25 protein-coding genes are annotated in these 23,171 nt (G+C 68.3%); 11 read left to right on the top strand and 14 right to left on the bottom strand.

What is annotated here, in order from left to right; all coding sequences use genetic code 11:
* The first annotated feature begins 47 nt into the window (after window positions 1-47).
* Together G6N67_RS32320 and G6N67_RS32325 are read left to right on the top strand one after the other, a co-directional pair.
* On the top strand, window positions 48-770 hold the full coding sequence (locus G6N67_RS32320; protein ID WP_036440090.1) for a FadR/GntR family transcriptional regulator: 723 nt from the start codon (window positions 48-50) through the stop codon (window positions 768-770).
* Window positions 767-1,423: a sterol desaturase family protein gene (locus tag G6N67_RS32325; protein ID WP_036440087.1), complete on the top strand. Its 657-nt coding sequence runs from the start codon at window positions 767-769 to the stop codon at window positions 1,421-1,423. Before G6N67_RS32320 ends, G6N67_RS32325 begins: the two co-directional genes overlap by 4 nt.
* Here G6N67_RS32325 and G6N67_RS32330 read toward each other — a convergent pair.
* The 4 genes from G6N67_RS32330 to G6N67_RS32345 all read right to left on the bottom strand — a co-directional run bounded on the left by G6N67_RS32330 (window position 1,407) and on the right by G6N67_RS32345 (window position 5,610).
* Window positions 1,407-2,186 carry a L,D-transpeptidase gene (locus G6N67_RS32330; protein ID WP_036440084.1) on the bottom strand — a complete coding sequence of 260 codons (780 nt, stop codon included), beginning with the start codon at window positions 2,184-2,186 and terminating at the stop codon, window positions 1,407-1,409. The two genes, G6N67_RS32325 and G6N67_RS32330, sit on opposite strands and share 17 nt — an antisense overlap.
* Window positions 2,187-2,312: 126 nt before the next feature.
* A complete protein-coding gene (locus G6N67_RS32335) occupies window positions 2,313-2,882 on the bottom strand; it encodes a Pr6Pr family membrane protein (protein ID WP_051579224.1) in 570 nt (189 codons plus the stop codon).
* Between the two features lie 45 nt (window positions 2,883-2,927).
* Window positions 2,928-4,265 (bottom strand): DUF7159 family protein, encoded by a 1,338-nt coding sequence (locus tag G6N67_RS32340; RefSeq protein ID WP_419724281.1) that lies wholly within the window; start codon window positions 4,263-4,265, stop codon window positions 2,928-2,930.
* Window positions 4,266-4,644: 379 nt separating this feature from the next.
* Entirely contained in the window at window positions 4,645-5,610 is a 966-nt protein-coding gene (locus G6N67_RS32345; protein ID WP_036440074.1) for a threonine ammonia-lyase, read from the bottom strand.
* A gap of 158 nt (window positions 5,611-5,768) precedes the next feature.
* On the opposite strand from G6N67_RS32345, the gene G6N67_RS32350 reads away from it, so the two are divergent.
* The 4 genes from G6N67_RS32350 (at window position 5,769) to G6N67_RS32365 (ending at window position 7,929) form a co-directional block, all read left to right on the top strand.
* On the top strand, window positions 5,769-6,188 hold the full coding sequence (locus G6N67_RS32350) for an acyl-CoA thioesterase (protein ID WP_036440072.1): 420 nt from the start codon (window positions 5,769-5,771) through the stop codon (window positions 6,186-6,188).
* Window positions 6,189-6,295: 107 nt separating this feature from the next.
* Window positions 6,296-7,285, top strand: a complete 990-nt coding sequence (gene speB / locus G6N67_RS32355; RefSeq protein WP_370466294.1) for an agmatinase — start codon at window positions 6,296-6,298, stop codon at window positions 7,283-7,285.
* Between the two features lie 85 nt (window positions 7,286-7,370).
* Entirely contained in the window at window positions 7,371-7,583 is a 213-nt protein-coding gene (locus G6N67_RS32360; protein ID WP_036440066.1) for an Rv3202a family protein, read from the top strand.
* Window positions 7,584-7,611: 28 nt separating this feature from the next.
* Complete coding sequence (locus G6N67_RS32365; protein ID WP_036440064.1) at window positions 7,612-7,929, top strand: hypothetical protein; 318 nt, start codon at window positions 7,612-7,614, stop codon at window positions 7,927-7,929.
* Here the strand turns inward: G6N67_RS32365 and G6N67_RS32370 are convergent.
* The 3 genes from G6N67_RS32370 to G6N67_RS32380 form a co-directional block, all read right to left on the bottom strand.
* Window positions 7,835-8,770 (bottom strand): cytochrome c biogenesis CcdA family protein, encoded by a 936-nt coding sequence (locus tag G6N67_RS32370; protein ID WP_051579189.1) that lies wholly within the window; start codon window positions 8,768-8,770, stop codon window positions 7,835-7,837. The two genes, G6N67_RS32365 and G6N67_RS32370, sit on opposite strands and share 95 nt — an antisense overlap.
* A 7-nt stretch (window positions 8,771-8,777) precedes the next feature.
* The gene (locus G6N67_RS32375; protein WP_036440062.1) at window positions 8,778-9,275 is read right to left on the bottom strand and encodes a disulfide bond-forming protein DsbE; all 498 of its coding nucleotides are present in this window, start codon (window positions 9,273-9,275) and stop codon (window positions 8,778-8,780) included.
* Between the two features lie 104 nt (window positions 9,276-9,379).
* On the bottom strand, window positions 9,380-10,258 hold the full coding sequence (locus G6N67_RS32380) for a TIGR03854 family LLM class F420-dependent oxidoreductase (protein ID WP_036440060.1): 879 nt from the start codon (window positions 10,256-10,258) through the stop codon (window positions 9,380-9,382).
* A 75-nt stretch (window positions 10,259-10,333) separates the two neighbouring features.
* Between G6N67_RS32380 and G6N67_RS32385 the strand changes: the two genes are divergently transcribed.
* Window positions 10,334-10,762 (top strand): DUF6188 family protein, encoded by a 429-nt coding sequence (locus G6N67_RS32385; RefSeq protein WP_036440058.1) that lies wholly within the window; start codon window positions 10,334-10,336, stop codon window positions 10,760-10,762.
* Between the two features lie 63 nt (window positions 10,763-10,825).
* On the opposite strand, the gene G6N67_RS32390 is transcribed toward G6N67_RS32385, so the two are convergent.
* On the bottom strand, window positions 10,826-11,287 hold the full coding sequence (locus G6N67_RS32390) for a hypothetical protein (RefSeq protein ID WP_051579188.1): 462 nt from the start codon (window positions 11,285-11,287) through the stop codon (window positions 10,826-10,828).
* 170 nt (window positions 11,288-11,457) lie between these two features.
* On the opposite strand from G6N67_RS32390, the gene G6N67_RS32395 reads away from it, so the two are divergent.
* From G6N67_RS32395 to G6N67_RS32405, 3 genes are all read left to right on the top strand, one after another.
* Window positions 11,458-12,912, top strand: coding sequence for a glycosyltransferase family 39 protein (locus tag G6N67_RS32395; protein WP_063835188.1), 1,455 nt, complete (start codon window positions 11,458-11,460; stop codon window positions 12,910-12,912).
* A 70-nt stretch (window positions 12,913-12,982) separates the two neighbouring features.
* Window positions 12,983-14,251: a cytochrome P450 gene (locus G6N67_RS32400; protein ID WP_036440051.1), complete on the top strand. Its 1,269-nt coding sequence runs from the start codon at window positions 12,983-12,985 to the stop codon at window positions 14,249-14,251.
* A gap of 81 nt (window positions 14,252-14,332) precedes the next feature.
* Entirely contained in the window at window positions 14,333-15,445 is a 1,113-nt protein-coding gene (locus G6N67_RS32405) for an Rv2629 family ribosome hibernation factor (protein WP_036440048.1), read from the top strand.
* On the opposite strand, the gene G6N67_RS32410 is transcribed toward G6N67_RS32405, so the two are convergent.
* From G6N67_RS32410 to G6N67_RS32435, 6 genes are all read right to left on the bottom strand, one after another.
* Complete coding sequence (locus tag G6N67_RS32410) at window positions 15,438-15,830, bottom strand: cupredoxin domain-containing protein (RefSeq protein WP_036440046.1); 393 nt, start codon at window positions 15,828-15,830, stop codon at window positions 15,438-15,440. The two genes, G6N67_RS32405 and G6N67_RS32410, sit on opposite strands and share 8 nt — an antisense overlap.
* A 78-nt stretch (window positions 15,831-15,908) precedes the next feature.
* Entirely contained in the window at window positions 15,909-17,114 is a 1,206-nt protein-coding gene (locus G6N67_RS32415) for an acyl-CoA dehydrogenase family protein (RefSeq protein WP_036440767.1), read from the bottom strand.
* A 17-nt stretch (window positions 17,115-17,131) separates the two neighbouring features.
* A complete protein-coding gene (locus tag G6N67_RS32420) occupies window positions 17,132-18,475 on the bottom strand; it encodes a glutamine synthetase family protein (protein ID WP_051579186.1) in 1,344 nt (447 codons plus the stop codon).
* Entirely contained in the window at window positions 18,472-19,899 is a 1,428-nt protein-coding gene (locus tag G6N67_RS32425) for an APC family permease (RefSeq protein WP_036440043.1), read from the bottom strand. The genes G6N67_RS32420 and G6N67_RS32425 overlap by 4 nt, the downstream gene beginning before the upstream one ends.
* A gap of 88 nt (window positions 19,900-19,987) precedes the next feature.
* Entirely contained in the window at window positions 19,988-21,091 is a 1,104-nt protein-coding gene (locus G6N67_RS32430; protein WP_036440040.1) for a glycosyltransferase, read from the bottom strand.
* Between the two features lie 94 nt (window positions 21,092-21,185).
* A complete protein-coding gene (locus G6N67_RS32435; RefSeq protein ID WP_036440761.1) occupies window positions 21,186-22,085 on the bottom strand; it encodes a dienelactone hydrolase family protein in 900 nt (299 codons plus the stop codon).
* A gap of 66 nt (window positions 22,086-22,151) precedes the next feature.
* On the opposite strand from G6N67_RS32435, the gene G6N67_RS32440 reads away from it, so the two are divergent.
* Window positions 22,152-23,078, top strand: a complete 927-nt coding sequence (locus G6N67_RS32440; protein WP_036440036.1) for an SDR family oxidoreductase — start codon at window positions 22,152-22,154, stop codon at window positions 23,076-23,078.
* Window positions 23,079-23,171 lie beyond the last annotated feature (93 nt).

Here is a 23,171-nt window from a genome sequence, read left to right on the forward strand (position 1 = left end):
TGGTCTTACCACTTGACCTCTTACCGGTGTCGGTGCATTGTGTACGCATGGCCCTGCAACCGGTGAACCGCCGCTCGGTACCCGAAGACGTGTTTTCACAGATCGTCACCGAGGTACTCAGCGGGCAAATGCAACCCGGCGAGTCCCTGCCCAGCGAGCGGCGCCTGGCAGAGGTGCTCGGGGTGTCCCGCCCCGCGGTACGTGAAGCGATCAAACGCCTGACCGAGGTCGGGCTGGTCGAGGTGCGCCAGGGCGATGCCACCACGGTGCGCGACTTCCGCAGACACGCAGGTCTCGACCTGCTGCCGCGTTTACTGATCCAGGGCGGCGAGCTCGATGTGGCGGTCGTGCGCAGCATCCTGGAGACCCGCCTGCACAACGGCCCCAAGGTGGCCGAGCTGGCCGCGCTACGGCGGTCACCCGAACTGGCCGCGCAGCTGAACGAGGCCGTACGGACATTGCGGGAGGAGTCGGATCCCGTTGAGCAACAACGACATGCGCTCACATTCTGGGATCACGTCGTCGACGGGGCGGATTCGATCGTGTACCGATTGATGTACAACACGCTGCGGGCCACGTACGAGCCTGCGCTACCGGCCTTGGCCGCGATGATGGCCGACGAGGTGGGCCGCCCCGAGGCCTATCGGCGCCTCGCCGAGGCCATCACCGCGGGCGAACCCGCCGCCGCCCGACACGCGGCCGAGGAACTCCTCGGACCTGCCACCCGCGGACTGCTCGCGGCCCTCGATGCCTTGGGAGACAACCGATGACGCGACGTGGTTTCACGCTTGGCGCCGCCGCGCGAGAATTCGCCAAGCACCCCTCCCCTTTGATGATCGGCGCGACGCTGGTGGCGGCGGTCTGCGCGCGAATCATCGCGGGCGACTGGCAACCGACCGATGCGCTGGCCCCTGTGGTGATGGTGGCACTGTTCCCGTTCTTCGAATGGATCGTCCACGTGTTCGTACTGCACTGGCGCCCAAAACGAGTCGCGGGCTTCACAATCGATCCGCTGCTGGCCCGTGACCATCGCAGACATCACGTCGACCCCCGTGACGTGCCGCTCATCTTCATCCCGTGGCGGGCGCTGCTGTGGGTGCTGCCCGCGGCAGTGGCGATCGCGCTCCTGGCGTTTCCCCGGATGGGGCTCGGGCTGACCTTTCTGGCCTTCCTCGCAGCGCTGGGCCTGGGCTACGAATGGTGCCATTACCTGATCCACACGGACTACAAGCCCAAAACCGCGGCCTACCGCGCCATCTGGCGCAATCACCGGCAGCACCACTACAAGAACGAGCACTACTGGTTCACGGTGACCAGTGCAGGCACGGCCGACCGGGCACTGGGCACCTATCCGGAGCCCTCGACCGTGCCCACGTCACCGACCGCGAAGAACCTCCACGCCGGCGCTACTGCCGGACGATGATGGGGTCGCCGACGTGCACCGTGTCGAAGTACCACGCCGCGTTGTCCGGGCTGAGGTTGATGCAGCCGTGGCTGACATTCGCATAGCCCTGGGAGCCGACCGACCACGGAGCCGAGTGCACGTAGACCCCGCCCCACGTCACCCGCACCGCGTCGTTGACCGTGAGCTTGTAGCCCTCGGGATCGCTCAGCGGGATGCCGATGGTCCGTGAATCCATCACCACCACAGGCTCTTTCGCCAGTGCACTGAACGTACCGATGGGAGTCGGGAACTTCGGCTTGCCCATGGAGGCGGGCATGGTGCGCACGACCTGGTCATCGATGCTCACGGTGAAGGTGTGCGCGTCGATGTCGGCGACGCCGACGACGGCCGAGCCCGTCTCGAAGCTGGTCTTCGCGCCACCGGCCATCGCCGAGATCGTCGAATGGGCCGGCCAGAACGAATCGGGTGTCCACTGCATGACGTCGTTGCCGAGCCACGTGAACGTGCCGGTCGGAGCGTCCGGCGACGTCACCTTGAAGCTGCGTTCGGCCGCCGGCCGATTGCTCACGGGCGCGGCGAACGTGACGGTCAGCGGGTGCGCGACGCCGACCACCGAACCGGGCGCCGGCTCGATGGCCGCAACCGGGTTGGGGGCGCTCGCCGCGGCCGAGGCGACGTTAACCGAGCTGGTCACAGCGAGCGCAGCGATGCCGATCGCCGCAAACGCTCTTCGAACCGATCCACGCGCGAATCGTGGTCTGGGCGACACGGTGTTCAGCATTCCTCCAGTGTAATTCGTGATGAGAGATGAACCCGGCAGGCGCAACTCGGAGCCGACCGGCGTCGGATGCCCGGAATGCGGATTTCTGCCCATGATCAAGCCATCGCGAGAGCAGGTGAAAACGTTTCACACGACCTCCCGGGCGACCGTCACCGGCCGGCGGCCGAGCGCCATCAGCGCATAGCCGAGGCAAACGAACATCCCGGCGAGAAGACCGACGGACAACGCGACACCCGCGCCACCGACGGCCGCGGGATCCAGAAAGTAATACGGAATTCGCCGGCCGGCCATGGTCAGCACCAGCAACGCGAATCCGATGTAGGCAGCCGGATACGCGAGCCAGACCAGCGGTTGCCACCAGCACATCGGGCGTTGGCCGGCACCGATCAACAGCCACTCCGCGACCGCCACCACGGGCACGACGACGTGCAGCAACACGTTCGCCGCGGTGTACCCCATGCTCACGTCGGTCAGAAACAGATTCCACACGACGCCTGCCGCCACCACGTAGACCACCACGGCGCCACGAATCCCGGCACGGGCATCGGCCTGCTGCGACATCAAGGACCACAGGTAGAACACCGCGGCCAAGAGGTTTGCCTGGTAGGTGAACGTGACCAGGCGCCACGACACACCCGACCGCGTGGACAGCTCGACGAGCACCAGCGCCAGCACCACAGCCGCGATCGCGGTCATTCGCAGGGCCGCCCGCGCCCCGGTCACCGTCACGGCATCACCCTGTTACGGGACCGGCTGTTGCGGCGGCACAGGCGCCGGCGCGGGCTCGACCGGCGGCACCGGCTCGACGGGCGCCGGAGTCGTCTGTTCGGGCGGCGGCGGGAGTTGTTCGGGCGGCGGCGGTTGTTGGGGTGCCGGCGGTTGTTGGGGTGCCGGTGCGGGCGGAACGGCGTCAGGTTGCAAGACCTGCTGCTGGATCTCGTGTGGTCCTGCGACGCCGGGCTCCGGAACCGGCGCGACCACAGGCGCTTCGGCCGTCGCACCGTCGACAGGCGGCGGGACGACCTGCTCGGCGTGGGGATCCGTACCGATCTCCGGCGCGGCGGGCACGACCGCAGGCATCTGGTTGAACACACCGGATTGCGGTGCCGTGGCAGGCTCGCTGACCGGCGGCTCGACCACGAACTGGGCGGCCTCCTCCGACTCGGGCTCGGGCGGGGCCGGCGGGATCACCACCGGCGGCGGAGCGTGTTGTACGGCGACCGGGGAACCCGACGTATTGGAAACCGGTCGCGGCGGTTTGGGGGTCGGCTCCCGATCAGGTGAGATCTGCAGGCTGATCGCCAGCGACAACGAACCCACGAATGTCACGACGCCGCCGGCCAGCAACGCCACGGGCGCCATCCGGGCCGGTTTCTTGCGGACCGAGCGCGCGCCGGATCCCGGCTCGGCCGCAACGAAGCGACCCCGACGGATCGAGGCCAGCGCCGCGCCACGCGCCAACGGTTGATCGGCCTCGGCCGGGGTGAACACGGGAACGTCCAGCGCACTCTGCAGCTCGGGCAACATCGCGTCGAGGTCGTCGTCAGGGCCGACCACCACCAGGGCGTCGGGACGCCGGTTCGTGGTCGCGAAGACCATCCCGAGCCAGTCGATCAGGGCGCCTGCCCCGGCGATCGCGTGGTTGACCGCGGTCTGTATCGAGCCCCGCGCGGGATTGACCATGTACGCATACGCCGCGTCACCCTCGACGACGCACACCGCGGTGGTCTCGTAACCGACGACGTCGGCGATCCCCCGGGCCAATGCCTCGGTCGCCTGCGGCAACCGCACCGGGATGACGTTGTCGAAGCCCGCGTCTGCGAGCGTCTTGAGCAAAACCGTCGCCTCGCTGTCGGCGTCGGCGGTCCAGGTCACCCCGATGACCCGCAACCGGTGACCCTGGTTGGCGGCCGTCGACTCGGTCCGAACCACTGCCGTGGCCGCCTGCTGACCGCTGTCGGCCTGCACCGAGAAGGACTCATGGTCGATGGTCACGCCGTCGGCGTCATGGCCTTCGACCAGAACCAGACTGACGGTGGAGGGTGTCATCGACACGCCGAGCACCGCGTCCACATGCACCCCCTCGGAGCTGTGGCCACACAAGAACAGTTGTCCGCCGAAGCATCGGAACGGACCGGGAAAACGGTGGCCGTCGTCCACTTTGTCCCGGTGACATTACCTGTGCCCGTCGCGGCGGGTACACCGCGGACCGTTCCCATGGCCGGGACCGGACGTACCCGAAATGTGCTGTGCCGCAAAACACCGAGGACACAGCGTGGCATCGGTTTGCCCGCGGGGCCGCGAAATTCGTGCCCACGAGACCGTGGCGAGGCGGCTGGAAACCGACCCCGCGTCAGACCGGTTGCGTGGATGCGACGGCCGGCGTGCCGGTGCCGCCGCGGCAGGGTGTCCGGGCTCACCGCAGGGCACCCATGGCAAACCAATTGCCTTTGCTGTGTCAGCCGGCCGATGGGACGTGTGCACCGAGGATCTCGCGCAGCAGCAGCGGTTCGACGTTGCCGCCCGACAGCACGATCACGGTGGCGCCGGCCGAGGTGCCGCCCTTGCGGTAACCGGCCAGCGCCACCGCACCGCTCGGTTCGGCAACCAGATGCGCGCGGTCGGCCAATTCTGCTACTGCTGAACGGATTTCGTCTTCACTCACGGTGATCACCCCGTCGAGCACCTGTTGCAGATGGGCGAACGTCAGGGCGGACGGTGTCGACCGCAAGCCATCGGCGATGGTCCGGTTGCGCTGTGCGACAGGCCAATCCACGCGTTCACCGCGGGCCAGGCCCTCGGCGGTGTCTGCCGCGAGTTCGGGTTCGACGCCGAACACCTTGGCCTGTGGGCACAGGGCGCGGATGGCGGTTCCGATGCCGGAGGCCAGCCCGCCGCCGCTGACCGGCACCAGAACCGTGGCGACATCGGCCAGATCCTCGGCGATCTCGAGTCCGATGGTGCCCTGCCCGGCGATGATGTCGGGATGGTCGAACGGCGGGACCAGCACACCGCCGGTCGACTCGACCAGGTCGGAGGCAACCCGCTCACGTTGCCCTGCCCCGCACAGCACCACGTTCGCACCGTGGCGCCTTGTGGCTTCGACCTTGACGGCCGGTGTCTCCTCGGGCATGACGATGTGGGCCGCGACACCGTATGCGGCAGCGGCGTAGGCGACCGCCTGGGCGTGGTTGCCGCTGGAATACGCCACCACTCCCCTGCTGCGCACCGCGGGATCCAGCCGCCCGAGGGCGTTGAAGGCGCCACGGATCTTGAACGCACCGATCGGCTGCAGGTTCTCCGGCTTGATCCACAGCGGCCGGTCCGCGTCACCCCAGCTTGCGGGGAGCAACGGCGTGCGCACGATCTCCGTGGAGATACGGCGCGCCGCGGCGCGGATGTCGTCGACAGTCACGAGTTCCACGGCGTCCAGTCTCGCCCACCCGCTCGGCGCGCACGCGACGAGTCACCGGAGGCGTCGCCAGGGGCGACATCGGGCACCTCGTCCGTGGTCGGCAAGATCTATGGTCACCGGCGCCGGCCGCGCCGGTGACCGACGATGCCGTCGCAGGAGGAGCACCAGTGACCGGGTTCAGTTTTCCGATCGTGCCGCGCTACGCCGAGATCGACCAGCAGGGCGTGGTGTTCAACGGTCATTACCTCACGTGGTTCGACGAAGCGATGACCGGCTTGTTCGACCACCTCGACGTGAGTTATCCCGGTTTGATCGGTTCGGGCTTCGACCTGCAGGTCGTGCACAGCGAGATCGACTATGTGTCCCCGGTGCGGTGGCGGGATGCGGTGCGGGTGGCGGTCGACTGCCGGCATCTGGGGACGACGAGCTTCAGCCTGGGCTTCACGGTGCTGGCCGCGGGCCAGGCGGCACCGGAACGGGAGGCCATCCGGGGACGCAACGTCTATGTCGTGGTGTCGACCGAGGACTGGGGTAAGCGTCCGATCCCCGAGAAGCTGCGCGCGGCCCTCAGTTCTGTTGCGGGGTAATAGCTGACGAATTCCGCGAGGTTCGCTCGGCGCGGCAGGCGCGGAGCTAATGTCGGCCCATGGGTGACCACCACGAACACGGGCCACAGCGTGATCTGCCGCCGGGAATGGCCGAGCAACTCGATCTGCCGCACTCGGGGCTGGTTTCGTTCGGGCACCGGCCGTTTCTCACCGAGGTCGAACAACTCGACTCATGGCGACCCGACGTGGCCATCGTCGGTGCCCCGTTCGACATCGCGACCACCAATCGTCCGGGTGCCCGGTTCGGGCCGCGGGCCATCCGCGCGACTGCCTACGAACCGGGCACCTATCACCTGGATCTCGGCCTGGAGATCTTCGACTGGCTCGAGGTCGTCGACTTCGGCGACGCGTACTGTCCGCACGGGCAGACCGAGGTGTCCCACGCCAACATCCGGGAGCGGGTGCACGCGGTGGCCTCGCGCGGCATCGTTCCCGTGGTGCTGGGCGGCGACCACTCGATCACCTGGCCGTCGGCCACCGCGGTGGCCGACGTGCACGGCTACGGCAATGTCGGCATCGTGCATTTCGACGCGCACGCCGACACGGCTGACACCATCGAGGGCAACCTGGCCAGCCACGGCACGCCGATGCGGCGGCTGATCGAGTCGGGCGCCGTGCCGGGCACCCACTTCGTGCAGGTCGGCCTGCGCGGATACTGGCCACCGCAGGACACGTTCGAGTGGATGCTCGAGCAGGGCATGACCTGGCACACGATGCAGGAGATCTGGGACCGCGGCTTCAAGGAGGTCATGTCCGACGCTGTCGGGGAAGCCCTCGCCAAGGCCGAAAAACTTTATCTCTCAGTGGATATCGATGTACTCGACCCGGCCCACGCGCCGGGTACCGGCACCCCGGAGCCGGGCGGTATCACCAGTGCCGATCTGCTCAGGATGGTGCGCCAACTCTGCTACAGCCACGACGTCGCAGGCGTGGACGTGGTCGAGGTGTCGCCCGCCTACGATCACGCCGAGCTCACCGTGAACGCCGCGCACCGCGTGGTCTTCGAAGCCCTGGCGGGCATGGCGGCCCGCAGGCGCGATGCCGCCCAGGCCCGGCCGGGCCCGCCCGCGCGGTGATCGACGACTCACCACGTTGAAACGTCCGTAGGCTGGTAGGACAATCGTGAATGGTCATTGACGGGCCTACCAGGGAGGGACGATCATGCCAACTGCCGCCGATCGTGGGTTCGATGACGATGCCCCGGAAGCCGACGCGGTCGAGCAACTCACCCCCGTCACCGTCGACGACGATGACGATGCCGCGCTGAGCCCTGGGCGGGTGCGGATCTCGCCGTTCACGGAGGCCGACGAAGCCGACCTGCTGGAGCAGGCGATCGCGGTGCCGTTGGACGACGATCTCGAATTCGACCGCTAGAGCACCCGAACACGAAGGAAACCCGAATATGCGCTTGCCCGACACGATCGAGGAATTGACCGCCGATGGCTCCCGGGTGTTCGGTGAGCCGTATCAGACCCCGGACGGCGCCACAGTCATCCCGGTGAGCACCGTCAGGTCACGCGATGGCCGGGTCACGGCCAAACCCCTCGGCGTGTTCGTCGTCAAGGACGGCAAGCCCACCTGGACCGCGGCGGTCGACCACACCCGGGTCGCGCTGCTGGGCGAGGTCATCGGCCTGGTCGCAGCAACTTTCGCGACGCTGGCGATGGTGCGCCGGCCGCCGTGGCCGGACGTGCGCGCCGATTTGACCCGCCGAATCTGACCACCGTCCACCAGATCAGCGCCAACGCGACCAGCCCGCCCAGCGTCACAACCCACGGCAATGCCCCGTGGCGATGGACCCATCCGGCGAGCGTGCCCTGCAGCCGGCCCGCGGCGGCGATCACCGGATCCGTCGGGTTGCCACCCGCGGTGAACAAGCGAACCTCGTAGAGGCCGTAGTAGGTGACGTAAGCGCCGACCACGATCAGCAGCGCACCGCTGATCCTGTTGACGTACGGCACAATTCGACGCAGCCGGTCCACCACGGCGGTGCCTGCGAGCGCGGCGGCCACTGCCAGCACACCGACGATCAGCGCGAAACCGGCTGCATAGGCGAGGAACACACCTGCCGTGTGCGTCGGCGTCCCCGACCTCATCCCGGCGCCGGTGACGGCGAGGAACGGGCCGGCCGTGCACGACAGCGACGCGACCGCATAGCCGACGCCGTAGCCGAACATCGAGCCCAGCCGCGCACTCGGAGCCCACCGGGTGCGGCGTGCGAGCACGCCGGGCACGAGCAGGCCGAAGTGCCGCCCGGCCAGCAGCCAACCACCCAAGCCGATCAGCAGCAGGCCGATGACCATGGTGGCGTAGGGCAGGTAGCGCTGCACCGTGCCGGCCGCCGCCACCGTCAGCGCCCCGAACGCGCCGAACACCGCGACGAACCCCGCAGTCATCACCGTGGTGGCCAGCACCGCCCGGCTCAGCGCGCTGAGCGCCCCTGAGGACGATCCGCCCCGCACGGCGAACGCGAGATAGCCAGGGAGCAAGGCGAATCCGCATGGATTCAGCGCGGCCACCAGACCGGCGCCGAACGCCAAGCCCAGCAGGTTGTCATTCACCGAGGAACTAGGCGTTCAACGCCGCGACGCGGCCGGCCAACTCCTGCTGCGGCATCGCCGAGGTGGGGTTGTTGACGAACGTCGACGACCCGTCCGGACGGTAGAAGACGTAGGCCGGCTGCCAAGGCACGTCGTAGCGGGCCCAGATCGAACCGTAGGCGTCGTTGAGATTGGTGAAGTTCAGGTGGTACTTGTCCACGAAGGCCTGCATTGCCGCCACGTCGGACCGCGCTGCCACCCCGACGAAGGTGACTTGCGGATTCGCCGCGGCCACCTGGCTGACCGACGGCGCCTCGGCGTTGCAGAACGGACACCACGGTGTCCAGAACCACAGCACCGCGGGACGGCCCGCCAGCGTGGCCCCGCTGAACGGGGCACCGGACAATGTCGTGCCGGTGAACTGCAGCCGGTCGTCAGCAGTCGCGTCAGGCGCGGCGACCAGCGCCACCGCCACGGACAACGCCGCAAGGACACCGGTCACAAGCCGCCAGAATCGCGTCCTCATCACACCATCTCCTCGGCTCGGCGTGCAGCGCGCGTGCGCTGATCACACCCATGACACGACCGTAGGCACGGCAGGGTTCAACGGGACCGGTTTCAGCACAACACTCAGTTCTGTCTGGGCAGCAATTCGTCGACGAAACGGCCGAGGAACACCTCGCGGTCCATCGCGCCCGCGGGACGAACGACGAACTTGCTCAGCCCCGCGGCGAGGTACGCGTCCAGTTGGCGGTGCAGCGCGGGCCAGTCGGCGGCCACCAGCTCGGTGGGATCCACGTCGGGTCGACGCCGCCGGACCGCGCCGAGCACGTCGTCGGACACGGTTCCGTCGCCCACCGCGAGCGACAGACCGAAATGGTCGGGTTCGATCTCGCGGCCGGCGGCAGCGGCCTCGTGTTGGATGCGGGCCCGGGCAGCGCCCGCTTCGGCCGGGGTCAGGAAGCTGCCCAGCCAGCCGTCGCCCAACCGGCCCACGCGCCTCAGTGCGGCGGGCGCAGAGCCGCCGAGCCAGACGTCGATCGGCCGGCTCGGCAGCGGTTGCACCCGCGCCGAGCGCACCGTGAAGTAGTCGCCGTCGAACGACACGTCGTCACGCCCCAGCACGGAGCGCAACAGCTGCAGCGCCTCGTCGAACACGGCGGCACGACGGCCGGGCACCACGAAGACGTCGCGCTCCTCCGGTATCGCCGAGTGCAGGCCGAACGCGGGCAACACTCGCTTGGGTGCCAGCGCCGCCAACGACGCCAGCTGCTTGGCCACCAGCACCGGGTGCCGGCCGGGCAGGATCGCGACCGAGGTACCGACCTTCAGCCGGCGGGTGCGCGACAGCGCGTAGGCCATGCCGATGAACGGATCCACGGCCGGGGTGTAGACCAGTTCGGAGAACCACACCGAGTCCACGCCGGCGCTTTCCAGATGGTCGACGATGCCGTCCAGTTCGCTGGGCTCGGTGTCGGCACCGAGGCCGACACCGAAACGGATCTTCACCTCTTCAGTCACGCCTACCACAACACCCGGAGCGGGCCACTTGTGCCCGGTGTTCAGGAGGTTCACAGTGAAGTTATGTCCGAATTGTGGATCCAGGGGTGCTTGGTCCAGCGGATCATGTTTCGCGACGGCCTCGTACTGAACCTGAGTGATTACAACGAACTCGTGATCTCGGTGCCGATCGACCTGACCCTGCCGGCCACCGAACACGACGCATCCGAAGTGGTCACCGTCGACCCGACCGCGATCACCGACGTGCAGCGCCCGCTGTTCGACTTCGCCGGCCAGCAGTGCAGCGTCGCCGAATGGGACGACGACGACGGCAGCCTGCACCTGCAGTTCTCCGACGGGCATCGGATCGACGCGCGGGCCGCAGCCCACCACACCGCGTGGGAGCTGTACGGCAAGTACCACGGTTACGCAGCCTGTCAGCCGCGCGGCAAAGTCCACGTCGTCCGGCATGACGTCGAGGACGACTACGGTCAGAACCTGGAAACGGGCTGACGGGCACCCGGTCGCCGCGTCACCTTCACGCAGCGTCCGGATACCCGCCTGCCCGCGGTCCGATCAGCCGACGCCGACTCCGAAAATCGGGATCCACACGCCGAACAGCCACACGCCCCACTGGCGGAACCCGTTGTCCCACACCGGGTTCAGGTTGTACCCCCAGTAGTTGATGGTGGGTGGCAGCGGACCACCGCGCCACTGTACCGGTGGCGGCGGACCCCAACCCCACGGCGGCGGGCCGTTGCGGTCGTCCCACCAGTCGTGCCGGTTGTTGGCCCACCACGGGCCCTTGTCATCCCAATGGTCGTCCCAGTGGCCACCGCGATTGAAATCTGGGCCAGGGCCACCCCGCCCGGGCCCGCCCCCGTCACAGAACGGGAAGCAATCGTCGTTGCCGTGTCCGGGCTTGAGTGGGGCCGGCGCGATGGGGCTCGCCGAGGCGGCAGGCATACCGTATGCGGTGGCGCCGAAACCCAGCGCACCCACTGTCAGCCCCGCAGCCACGATCTTCGTCAAATTCATCCAGAACCTCCTACTGTGGCGACCCAGGTGCTGGGTCATCCCCCAATGGCCCAGCACCGCAACGCCTTGCGACTTCACCGCAGCGAGACGTCCACCCCTGTGGCATATCGAGCGGAGCCGACGCCGTGTTACGCCCGGCGGTCGTTGCGTTCGCCACTAGTCTGGGCCGGATGGCCGAGCACCAGGGTGAGGAGCCGAGCCGGCCCCTGCCACAATTCGCTGCAGCCGCAGTTCTGCCGATAGCGGCGCTGACCGCGTTAGCTCATTGTGGCGCAGCGCTGTTGGGCCGCGGGTACTGGTTCGACGAGGTCTACATGCTGGCCATCGGCCGCTTTCACCTGGACTGGGGCTCGGCCGACCAGCCCCCTGTCACGCCTGCACTGGCAGCACTCGCCGACGGGCTCGCGCCAGGCGCGCAGTTGGTGCTGCGGGCGCCCGCGATTCTGGCCACCGCGGCCGCGGTGGTGCTCGCGGGCCTGATCGCGCGCGAGCTCGGCGGTGGCCGGGGTGCGCAGGCGCTCACCGCGCTCGCCCAGGCGACCGCACTGTGGCCGAGTCTGACCGGGCACTGGCTGACGCCGTACAGCCTCGAACCCGCGCAATGGTTGCTGCTCGTGTGGCTGCTGATGCGGTGGGTCCGAACACGCCGGGACCGAGTGCTGATCGCTGCCGGCATCGTCGTCGGGGTGGCCGCGATGACGAAGTTTCAGGTGGTGCTGCTGAGTTTGGTGATGTTGGCGAGCATCGCAATGTTCGGGCCGCGCGCGATGCTGTGCCGGCCGGCCTTGTGGCTCGGCGCCGTGATCGCGGTGTTCATTGCCGCCCCGACCGTGTGGTGGCAACACACCCACGGTTGGCCCCAACTGCAGATGACCGAAGTGGTGGCGGGCGAGGCAGGAGCGCTGTACGGCGGCAGACCGGGCATCGCGGTGCAGCTGATCCTCTACGCCGGGGTGCTTGGCGTGGTCCTGATGGGCTACGGCGCATGGCGACTGCTGCGGGACACCACGATGCGTGACTATCGGTTCATCCTCGCAACGGGCGTGGTCCTGTTCGTCGCATTCATCGCACTGCAGGGCCGTCCCTACTATCTGGCCGGGCTGTACGCGCCGTTCGCCGCCGCCGGAGCACTCGGCCTGCAAACCCGATGGGCGCGCGGGCCCGGGCGGGGCCGCCGGTGGCTCCATGCGGCGTGCGTGGTAAGTGTGATCGCCGCCGTCGCGATGCTCGTGCTGTCGGTCCAGATCAACCGGTCCGACATCGGTGAACGCATCGCGCGTGACACCGCCCAGGTGTTCCGCGGGCTGCCGCCCGCCCAGCGGGAGCACACCGCATTGCTCGGCGAGTCCTACATCGTGGCGGCCTATCTCGACGGCTACGCATCGCAGTACGGACTGCCGAGCGCGTACAGCCCCAACCGCAGTTACGGCTACTTCACCCCACCGCCGGACACCGCCGAGACCGTGCTCTTCATCGGCAAAGACCCCGCGGCCCTACGGGAATACTTCACGAGCGAACACACCGTCGGAAAAGTGGGCGACGACATGCGAATCCACCTGCTGACGGGACGCGGCCAACCGTGGTCGGTGATCTGGCCACGCCTGCGCACGCTGACCGTGTCGTGACATCCGGGTGCGCAGCCCCGTGCGCCGTACCCTGAAAACCAGCATTCTTCGACGACGAAGGGCGGCCGCCGTGACACTGACCATCCGGGCGAACGGGACGGCACCACCCGAAGTACCGCTGGCCGACGTCGACCTCGGTTGGGACTTCTGGGCCCTGGACGACGACTACCGCGACGGTGCCTTCGCGACACTGCGACGTGAGGCGCCGATCTCCTATCACCCGGCGTTCTACCAGGAAGGCTTCTCCGACAGCGCAGGTCACTGGGCCGTGACACGATACGACGACGTGTTCTACGCCAGCAGGCACCCGGACATCTTCTCGTCCGCGTCGGGCATCACGATCGGCGACCAAACCCCGGAGCTGGCCGAGTATTTCGGCTCGATGATCGCAATGGACGATCCGCGGCACACCCGGCTGCGCAACATTGTGCGCAGCGCGTTCACCCCGCGAGTCGTGGCACTGATCGAAGATTCGGTGCGGGACCGGGCGCGCAGACTCGTCGCCGACATGGTGGCCCGCCACCCGGACGGTCAGGCGGAACTGGTCACCGAGCTCGCCGGTCCGCTGCCGCTGCAGATCATCTGCGACATGATGGGCATCCCGGAAGCCGACCATCAGCGAATCTTTCACTGGACCAACGTGATTCTGGGGTTCGGCGACCCGGACCTGACCACCGACTTCGACGAGTTCTTCCACGTCGCAATGGACATCGGCGCCTACGCCACCGCGATGGCCGACGATCGGCGGTCGTCGCCGACCGAGGATCTGACCACCAGCCTCGTGCAGGCCGAGGTCGACGGGGAGCGCCTGACCTCGGCCGAGGTGGCCTCGTTCTTCATCCTGCTGGTCGTGGCGGGCAACGAAACCACCCGCAATGCCATCAGTCACGGCGTCCTGGCGCTCACCCGCCACCCCGAGCAGCGTCAGGATTGGTGGGCGCACTTCGACGAGCTCGCCCCCACCGCGGTCGAAGAGATCGTGCGGTGGGCCTCACCGGTGAGTTACATGCGCCGCACCGTCACCCGCGACACCGAACTCGGCGGAACACCGCTCGCCGCGGGCGCCAAGGTCACATTGTGGTACGGGTCGGCCAACCGCGACGAGTCGAAGTTCGACAACCCGTGGCTGTTCGATGTGCGCAGGCATCCCAATCCGCACGTCGGGTTCGGCGGCGGCGGCGCCCATTTCTGCCTCGGCGCCAACCTGGCACGCCGTGAGATCACCCTGGCGTTCGAGGAACTGCACAGACAGCTGCCGGGTATCGCGGCGGTCGAGGAGCCCGACCGTCTGCAGTCGGCGTTCATCCACGGCATCAAGCGGTTGCCGGTCGCCTGGTAGGTGGGGGCGGACGCGCTGGTTTGCCGAGCCGCCAGGCGGGCACCCCAGTGGAAGCGCGCAACTTCCACGAAGGGAGGCACCATGCACTCTGAACGCTTCCGTCCACTGTTGACCGGAGCCGGGCCGTACGCATCGGTCTACTTCGACGATTCGCACGACACCGCCGATGCCACCGCTCAGCTCGAGCTGAAATGGCGGGGTCTCCGCGAAGAGCTCGAGCGTCAGGACGCACCCGCCAAGGTCGTCGAGCACCTGCAGCGGGCGGTCGTCGAATCCCGGCCCGGAGTGGGCCGCGGCGGCCGGGGCCTCGTGGCGAGCCCGGACGGAGTGCTGATCGACGAGGTTCTCGACTGGGCGCCGGCCACCCCGGTCGTCCGGTTCTCGGAATTGCCCTACGTCATGCCGGTCATCGAGCACGGTACCGACGAGGTTCCGTATGTCCTGGTCGCCGTGGACCACAACGGTGCGGACATCGAGGTGCACAGCGGCGGCGTGAACACCGAAACAGTCGAGGGCGGAGCGTATCCCGTCCACAAGGCCGGCGGCCCGGAGACGTCCGGATACGGCGACCCTCAGCCCCGTACCGAGGAAGCCCGACGGACCAACATCCGGGCTGTCGCGGACAGGCTCACCACGATCGTCGACGATTGCGCACCCGATCTGGTCTTCGTCGTCGGTGAGGTTCAGTCCCGCAGTGATCTGGTCGCCGCACTGCCGAAACGGGTCGCCGCACGGGTGGTCCAGTTGCACACCGGCGCGCGGCACACCGGGTTCGACGAGCTAGAACTCGCCGACAGCGTCGCCACGCACCTCGCTGCGCGACACCATGAGCGGCTCGGCGAAATCGAAGAACAGTTCCGGACCGCGGTCGGACAAGGCTCGGGACTCGCGGCCGAAGGGCTTCCCGGTGTGTGTGCCGCGCTTCGGGCGGGCGCGGTCGAGACCCTGATCGTCGGCGATGTCGGAGCTGCAACCGTGTTGGCCGGTGACAATCTGAGCACACTCGCCCCCAATGCCGAGGTGTTGTCCGAGCAGGGCGCGGCACCGACGCACACGTTCCGGGCCGATGAGGCCCTGCCGATGGTGGCGATCTCGATCGACGCCGACGTCGTGGGCGACGACGGCATCTCGCCCGCTGACGGCGTAGCCGCCGTCCTGCGCTACCCTCCGCGCAAGGCGGCCGAGGTCAGCTGACCGTCAGCGTGCCCTTCATCGCCGGGTGGTAGATGCAGTAGAAGGCGTAGTCACCCGGCTCCGACGGCGCGGTGAACGTCGCCCGCTTCTTGCCGTCCACATGCACGTCGAACAGATCCTTGGTGCGCGAGGTCACGGAATGCTCGACCTCGTCGTCGTTGACGACGGTCACGGTGGCTCCCGGCGGCACCGTGAGGGATCCGCTGAAGCCCATGCCCGCGATGGTGATCGCCGGCCCGCTCGGCGGCGGCTCGGGCGTGGGACTGGCAGTCATCGTGTCGGTGCCCGACTCGCGCGTGGCGGTGCTGCCCGGCTGATCACACGCCGCCGTGAGCACCACCGCCAGACACGCTGCCACGCACAGCAGGAACTTCGTGAGTTTCATGGCGGCCCCTGAGGTTTACGTCCAGACCGATTATCGATGCGGCACGCACCACGAGTGCCCCCTTTCGCCGATCCCGGGTCAGAAGTACCCGTTGGCAGGCGGCCACACGCCATTGACCGCGTAGTTGCCTGCGGCATGGGACTTGTAGGCCAGCGGGTTGTGACTGGCCACCGTGCGAGCGTTGCGCCAGTGCCGGTCCAGATTGAGCGCCCGGGACGTCGCCGACGCCCCTCCGGTGTCGAACAACCGCTCGGCGGCAGACAGCGTGAGGCGCTCGGCGACCAGCTGCGCGTGTGCGACCGTTATCGCGAGGTCGGCCAGCGCCGGCGCGTCGTGCCCGCGGCCGCCGTCCACCACAGCGTCGATCGCGTCGGCGGCGGTGAGCACCAACGCTGTGGCCGCCGCCGCTTCGGCAGCGATGTCGCCGACCGCCTGTAGCACGAACGGATCCTGCGCCGCGGTGCCGGCCAGGGCGTGGGCCGCCGGACGTGCCCGGTTCCGGACGTAGGCGACCGCGTCGTCGACCACGCCGCGCGCGATACCCGCAGCGACCGCGGCCAGGTACAACTGCAGGAATGTCGTGCTGTGACCGATGTGCTTGCCGTCCGACGCGGTCGTCACCTCGTCGGGTTGCACGACGACGTCGGTGAACCTGGTTCCGCCGCTGGCGGTCAGGCGCTGGCCGAAACCGTCCCAGTCGTCGAACAATTCGACCCCGCGACGCTCGGTCGGCACGATCACCTGCACGTCGCGGCCTTCGGCGTCGATCGCCGAGACGGCGATGACGTCGGCGAACAGCGATCCGGTCGAATAGAACTTGTAGCCGTTGAGCCGCAGCGTTCCGTCCGCAGCGGGCAGTACGGTGGTGTCGGCACTCGACGGCGACCGTCCGGTGCCGTCGGTTATCGCGTTGCCGAACACCAGCCCCTCGTTGACGCGGGCGAACCACAGCTTGCGCTCGGCCTCGTCGGCTCGGTTGCTGAGCAAACGCTCGGAGTAGCCGAAGTGGGCACGCAGTGCTTGCGCCACATTGGAACTGGCCCGCGCGACTTCGATGACCACCCCGAGCACGTCGCGGACGCTGCCGCCCGGCCCGCCGTAGCGGACCGGTACCCGCATCCCGAGCAGACCCGCTGCGCGCAGGCGGTCGACCGCGCCGTACTGCAAGACCCGGTCGCGCTCGGCGGCAACATCCTCGCGAGCGAGATCCGCGACGATTCCCGGCAGCCGGGCCAGCCGGTCCCCCACCGAACCGCCCAGCGGCTGCCGGCGACTCGTTCCCACCCGGGGTGTGGTCGCCGTCATGAGGTGGCCAGGTAACGCCGCAGTTCCCAATCGCTGACGTGCTGGGTGTACGTCTGCCATTCGCTGCGTGCGATCGCCGCGAAGTCGTGTACCGAGTCGGTACCGAGAATGTCGGTGATGGTGTCGTCCTGGGTCGCGAGCGCGATCGCCACGCCCAACGACTCGGGCAGCGGCGTGCCCTTGCCGTACAGGTTGCCACCCTCTGCTGCCGGTGGCGTGCGGTCGGCCCTGATCCCGGCGATCACCGCCGCCAGTGCGGCGGCGATCAACCAGTACGGGTTGGCATCCGATGCGCCGCTGCGCAATTCGATACGGGTGGCGGCCGGATCGGATTCCACGAGCGATCGCACCGCCGCGCTTCGGTTGTCGCGGCTCCACGTGACCGTCGCGGGAGCGAACGAATCCGGGGTGAACCGCCGGTAGGCGTTGACCGAGTGCGCGCCGAACAGCGTGATCGACGGCAGGTGTTCGAGCAGCCCACCGATTGCGTTGAGCGCCAACGCGTTCTCGGAACCGTCGGTCGACGCGAACGCCGGCGCTCCGTCCCGCCACAGCGATATGTGCAGGTGCGCCGAGCTACCCGAGTGTTCCGTGAACGGCTTGGGCATGAAGCTCGCGATCTTGCCGTGCCTGCGCGCGACCTCCTTGGCGGCGTACTTCAACCGCGCCGCATCGTCGGCGGCTTCGAGCGCATCGGTGTAGATCAGGTTGGTCTCGATCTGCCCTGGGCCGTACTCGGTTTCGATGCCCTCCAGGCGCGTGAACGCGCAGAGGGTCTCGTGCAGATCGCTCAGCAGCGGGTCGAGCGCGTTGGCGTTCTCCAGCGAATAGGCATGGATGTCGTGCTGGAACGGCGAACCGTCCGGATCGAGCAGGTAGAACTCCAGCTCCACACCGACTTTCGCGGTGTAACCGAGCGCGGCCAGTTGCGCGAGCACGCGCTTGAGCACCGCCCGGGGATCGAGCAGGGAGGGCCGCCGGTCATGGGCGACGATGTCGGAGATCACGTGGCCGGCCGTGGGCCGCCATGGCAGGCGGCGGAACGTCGTGAGGTCCGGCACCGCGTGGACGTCCGGATAGCCACCGTCCCAATTGGTCAGCCTAAGTGAGTCGATCACGGTGCCGTCGGTGTTCCAGCCCAAAGAGGCTTCACAGAAGGCGAATCCACTGCCCCGGGCCCGGTCGAGGAAACCCGTCGCAGGAATGCGCTTGCCCTGCGCATGACCGAACGGATCACTCCAGGCCACCTCGACTTCGGTGATCGAGCCGTCGTCGAGGCCGCGCACCAGCTCCCGCTCGGGTGTCTGGGTAACCCGCTCGACAATGCCGTTGACGGTCATGCGCTCTTCCCCGCCCGGGTACCGACCACGGCGCCCGCTGCGAAGGCCGCGATCAGCACCCCGACGATCACCCACGCGAGCACGCTCGAGCCGCCGACGAGATCGTTCAGGTTGGCCAGGATGAGCACCAGGGCACCCAGCAGCCCCACCAAACCGAGCGCAGGCGCAACCCGTACGCGCCACCCGGAATTGCCGCGCCGGTCACGGGCGAAGAACACCAGCACCGCGATGCTCGTGGCGATCATCAGCACCACCACGCCGACCGTCGTCGCGCCGGCGAACCACGTGTAGAACTGCGCGGCCGGGTCGAGGCCGAACACCACCGCCAGCAGCACGCTGACCGCGACCACGCCGGAGATCCACAGGGACGCCTGATGTGGTGAGCCGTGCCGATCGTGCGGCCGGCTGAGGGTGGCAGGCAGCACGTCGCGCTGCGACAGCGCAAAGACATAGCGCGAGGCCACGTTGTGGAAGGCCAGGATGCATGCGAACAGGCTCGTGAAGTAGAGCACCGTGATGATGTCGGCGCCTGCCACTCCGAGGTAGCGGTGCGCGGTGTCACCGAGGAACGTGCTGCCGGAGTCTGTGGCTCGCGCGACGGCCTGGTCGTCGCCCCAGCCGGAGATGAGCGCCCAGCTGGTCACCGCGTAGAAGACGCCGATCAGGATCAGCGCAGCGTAGGTGGCCCGCGGGATCGTGCGCTCGGGTGTGCGGGCCTCGTCGCGGAAGATCGCGGTCGCCTCGAAGCCCACGTAGCTGATGATCGCGAAAAGCAGTCCGATGCCGAGACTTCCGGAGAAGACCGCGCTCGGGTTGACGATGCCCGATGACAGCCCGTGATCCCCACCGCGCGCGACGATCACCAGATCGAGCACCAGTACGATCGCGATCTCCGCGGTGAGCAGGATCCCCAGCACCCGGCTCGACAGCTCGATGTTGCGGTAACCGAGGTAAGTGGTCACCGCGAAGGCGACGGCCGCGAACAGCCACCACGGCAGCGCACGGCCACCCACCAACTCGACGATGCTCGCACCGGCCGGGCCCAGTAGGCCGTACACCCCGGCCTCCAGCGCCACGTAGCTCACCAGCGCGACGAACGCGACACCGATGCCCGCGGGAAACCCAAGCGCCTGACGAACATACGAGAAGAACGCGCCCGCCTCGTCGACGTGCGGGGTCATCGCGGTGAACCCGACGGCGAACAGCAGCAGCACGACGGTCGAGACGATGAACGTCGCGGGGAAGCCCGCACCGTTCCCCGAGGCGATGCCCAGCGGCACGACGCCGCCGATCACGCCGAGCGGCGCGGCCGCCGCGACAACCATGAAGACGATCGACGACACCCCGAGGTGGCCGCGCAGTTTTCGGTCACCCGGTGCTTGCGGGCTGTCTAAAGACTCGGGGACCGTGCTGGTTTCGGACATGACCGGGGACCATAGGATCGATGCGGGGTGCACACCAGATCTGTGGTCATCGTGCGCAAAAACCCGGCCGGTTACCGCTTGGCGTCGGTCAGGCGCCGAGCACGTCGAGCATTCCGGCGGCCGCTCGTGGCCAGGTGAACTGTTCGGCCCGTCGTCGCGCACTGCTGCGGCGCAGCGATTCCGGCCTGCTGATCACGGACGTCACCGCGTCTGCGATGGCCAGCGGATCGTTGTCGGCGGTCGCGCCGCTGTCCGACGTGAGGATCTCCGCGAGCGCCGACGTGCGCGACACCACCGCGGGTGTCCCGCTGGCGAGTGCCTCAAGCGCGGCGAGCCCGAAGGTCTCATGGGGCCCGGGAGCCAGCGCGACATCGGCCGACGCCAGGATCGTGGCCACGGTGTCGCGGCATCCGATGAACCCCGTGAAATCGACAGGAAGGCGCGCCGCCTGGCGTTCCAGCCGGGCCCGCATCGGCCCCTCACCGACCACCACCAGCCGGGCATCGACACCGGAATTCCTCAGTGCGGCAACCGTATCGATGCTGCGATGGGCGTGCTTCTCGACCGAGAGCCTGCCGCAGTGCACCAACAGCGTCTGCTGCGGCGCAGCCCACCGGCCCCGCATCTGCGCGCTGTGCCGCCGCGGGTGGAACTGTTCGAGATCGACACCGAGCGGCACGGTCGCGACATTCTCGGCACCGATGCGGTCGAACTCCTCACGCGCGAACGCGGTCGTGCACACCACGGCGTCGTAGTTGGCCGCGGTACGGCGGTTGGCGAAGTTGGCCACGGCCCTGGCCGCCGAGCGCGGCAGCACCTGGCCGACCAGCCGGTCCAGGCGTTCATGCGAGATCATCACCGTGGCCACCCGGTGCCGCCTGCCCCATGGTCCGAGCGAACGCAACGTGAGCCGGTCGGAGACTTCGAGCGCGTCGGGTTCGAGCTGGCGCAACAGCGCGGTGACCGGCCCGGGAAGAACCGCACGGTAGCCGCCGGTGAACGGGATCCGTCTGGCAGGCAACGAGATTCGCACGACTCCCGAAGGCAGCACATGCCGTTGCGATTCGGCACCGGGGACGATCAGGTACACGTCGTGGCCGGCGGCACTGTATTCCGCGCCCAGCCGGTCCACCGCGGTTCGCAGGCCCCCCGAGCGCGGGCCGTAGAAGTTGGCAACCTGGACAACCCGCATTGCAGAATCAGAACCGGACTGTGTGTGCGGTCAACAAAGCGACTCCGACCGATGGGCGAACACGCGTTGAACAAGGCAGGAGGGCATCACCGGATCAGCCGACGTACTTACCGAGCCAGTCCCGCACGCGGGTCCAGGCGTCGGCGGCCGCGGCCGCGTTGTACCGGTCGCCGGTGTCGTTGAAGAACGCGTGGTTGGCATCGGGTTCGGTGACGAGGTCGTGGACCAGGCCGGCCTGCTCGAGCGCGGCGCGCACGACCGGCTCGGTGGCGTTGACGCGTTGGTCGAGCGCACCGTAGAACGCGAGCACCGCCACACCTTTGGAACCCGCGAAGTCGGGATTGTCCGGGGCAGGCCCGTAGAACGGCATCGCCGCCGCGAGTTGCGGCGCGCCCGCGGCCAAGAGCTGCCACACCAAGCCACCGCCCATGCAGAACCCGACCGCCGCCAACCTGCGCCCGGGCACGCGGCGCTGCAGCTCGTCGACACCGGATCTCAAGTTCGCGACGAACTCGTCCTGACCGATCTTGCTGAGCGCCGCAGTCGCTTCGGCCGGGTCGGCAAATGCACCGGTGCCGCCCTGCCCGGACAACAGGTCGATCGCCAGCGCGGAGTACCCGATACCGGCGAAGCGGCCTGTCACCGAACGGATGTAGTCGTTGAGGCCCTTGTTCTCGTGGACGACGAGCACGCCTCCGCGAGGTTGGGTGACATGCGCCCAGGCACCCTGCAATTCACCGGCCGGGCCGGCCCAGGTGACGGGCTCGGTGGGCAGTGCGCCCGCGGCGCCCGGCGGCGCTGCGGCGGTCGCGCTCGTGCTGGTCGTGGACGGCGCCGGCTGCTGCTTCTCCCCGCACGCCGCGATCAGGGCGCCTGCCGCCGCCGCGGACATGCCCAGCAGCGCGAGCCTGCGCAGGGCCTCACGCCGTGACAGCAACCCGTCGATGTGATCGGTGGCGATTTCCTCCGCGATGTAACGCTGTAAAGGAGTCACCACCCGAGTATGCGCGGTAATGCCGAACTGCCATGACAGATCCACTTGCGGCGGGATACTCATGCGGTGACGTGGACACCGGACCCCAATGCCCTGCGGGGTCGGCTCGCTGTGGTCGCCGGCGCGACCCGCGGCGCCGGTCGCGGCATCGCCGCGGGCCTCGGTGAGGCGGGAGCCACCGTCATCTGCACGGGCCGCAGCAGCGTCTCCGGCAACCGGGACTCCGACTACCAGCGGCCGGAGACCATCGAGGAAACCGCCGAACTCGTGTCTACGCTGGGCGGAGTCGGCATCGCGATGCAGGTCGACCACCTCGACATCGCGCAGGTACGCGAATTGGCGCGGCGCATCGCCACCGAACACGGGCACATCGACATCCTGGTCAACGACATCTGGGGAGCCGAGATCCTCAAGGGCCCGCCGCCCACCTGGGGCAGGCCGATGTGGCAGCACGACCTCGACGACGGACTGCGCATCCTGCGGCTCGGCATCGACACCCACTTGATCACCTCCCATTGCCTGCTGCCGCTGCTGGTCGACCGCCCGGGCGGCCTTCTTGTCGAAATCACCGACGGCACAAGCGAATTCAACCTGGAAAACTACCGACTCTCAGTGTTCTACGACCTGGCGAAGGTCGCGGGAAACCGGCTGGCCTTCAGCCACGGCCACGAGCTGAGCCCGTTCGGCGCGACCGCCGTGGCCGTGACCCCGGGCTGGCTGCGCTCGGAGATGATGCTCGACAACTACGGCGTCACCGAAGCCAACTGGCGGTGCGCGCTCGAACCGGCACGCGCCGACGGCTATCCGATGGCTCCGCCCGGGTTCGCCGAGTCCGAGACCCCGCGTTTCGTCGGCCGCGGCGTTGCGGCCATCGCCGCCGACGTCGAGAAAGCACGCTGGAACCAGCGCTCGGTCAGCTCGGCCGAGCTCGCCCGTCAGTACGGGTTCACCGATCTCGACGGCCGTGTGCCCGACGCCTGGTCACCGCTGTAATCACAGGTCAGGGCATATACACAAGCGCTAGTAGACATTTTTCTGAATCTGTTCACGATTTTCGTTGACACTGACGCTCGCGCGCTGTTCTGA

Source organism: Mycolicibacterium mageritense (assembly GCF_010727475.1).
Taxonomy (GTDB): Bacteria; Actinomycetota; Actinomycetes; order Mycobacteriales; family Mycobacteriaceae; genus Mycobacterium; species Mycobacterium mageritense.

Bases quoted from the DNA above. Each gene is read 5' to 3' on its own strand.
- G6N67_RS32320 (WP_036440090.1), top strand. From the start codon at position 48: ATGGCCCTGCAACCGGTGAACCGCCGCTCGGTACCCGAAGACGTGTTT.
- G6N67_RS32325 (WP_036440087.1), top strand. From the start codon at position 767: ATGACGCGACGTGGTTTCACGCTTGGCGCCGCCGCGCGAGAATTCGCC.
- G6N67_RS32330 (WP_036440084.1), bottom strand. From the start codon at position 2,186: ATGCTGAACACCGTGTCGCCCAGACCACGATTCGCGCGTGGATCGGTT.
- G6N67_RS32335 (WP_051579224.1), bottom strand. From the start codon at position 2,882: ATGACCGCGATCGCGGCTGTGGTGCTGGCGCTGGTGCTCGTCGAGCTG.
- speB (WP_370466294.1), top strand. From the start codon at position 6,296: ATGGCCGAGCAACTCGATCTGCCGCACTCGGGGCTGGTTTCGTTCGGG.
- G6N67_RS32360 (WP_036440066.1), top strand. From the start codon at position 7,371: ATGCCAACTGCCGCCGATCGTGGGTTCGATGACGATGCCCCGGAAGCC.
- G6N67_RS32365 (WP_036440064.1), top strand. From the start codon at position 7,612: ATGCGCTTGCCCGACACGATCGAGGAATTGACCGCCGATGGCTCCCGG.
- G6N67_RS32375 (WP_036440062.1), bottom strand. From the start codon at position 9,275: ATGAGGACGCGATTCTGGCGGCTTGTGACCGGTGTCCTTGCGGCGTTG.
- G6N67_RS32385 (WP_036440058.1), top strand. From the start codon at position 10,334: ATGTCCGAATTGTGGATCCAGGGGTGCTTGGTCCAGCGGATCATGTTT.
- G6N67_RS32390 (WP_051579188.1), bottom strand. From the start codon at position 11,287: ATGAATTTGACGAAGATCGTGGCTGCGGGGCTGACAGTGGGTGCGCTG.
- G6N67_RS32395 (WP_063835188.1), top strand. From the start codon at position 11,458: ATGGCCGAGCACCAGGGTGAGGAGCCGAGCCGGCCCCTGCCACAATTC.
- G6N67_RS32405 (WP_036440048.1), top strand. From the start codon at position 14,333: ATGCACTCTGAACGCTTCCGTCCACTGTTGACCGGAGCCGGGCCGTAC.
- G6N67_RS32410 (WP_036440046.1), bottom strand. From the start codon at position 15,830: ATGAAACTCACGAAGTTCCTGCTGTGCGTGGCAGCGTGTCTGGCGGTG.
- G6N67_RS32420 (WP_051579186.1), bottom strand. From the start codon at position 18,475: ATGACCGTCAACGGCATTGTCGAGCGGGTTACCCAGACACCCGAGCGG.
- G6N67_RS32425 (WP_036440043.1), bottom strand. From the start codon at position 19,899: ATGTCCGAAACCAGCACGGTCCCCGAGTCTTTAGACAGCCCGCAAGCA.
- G6N67_RS32430 (WP_036440040.1), bottom strand. From the start codon at position 21,091: ATGCGGGTTGTCCAGGTTGCCAACTTCTACGGCCCGCGCTCGGGGGGC.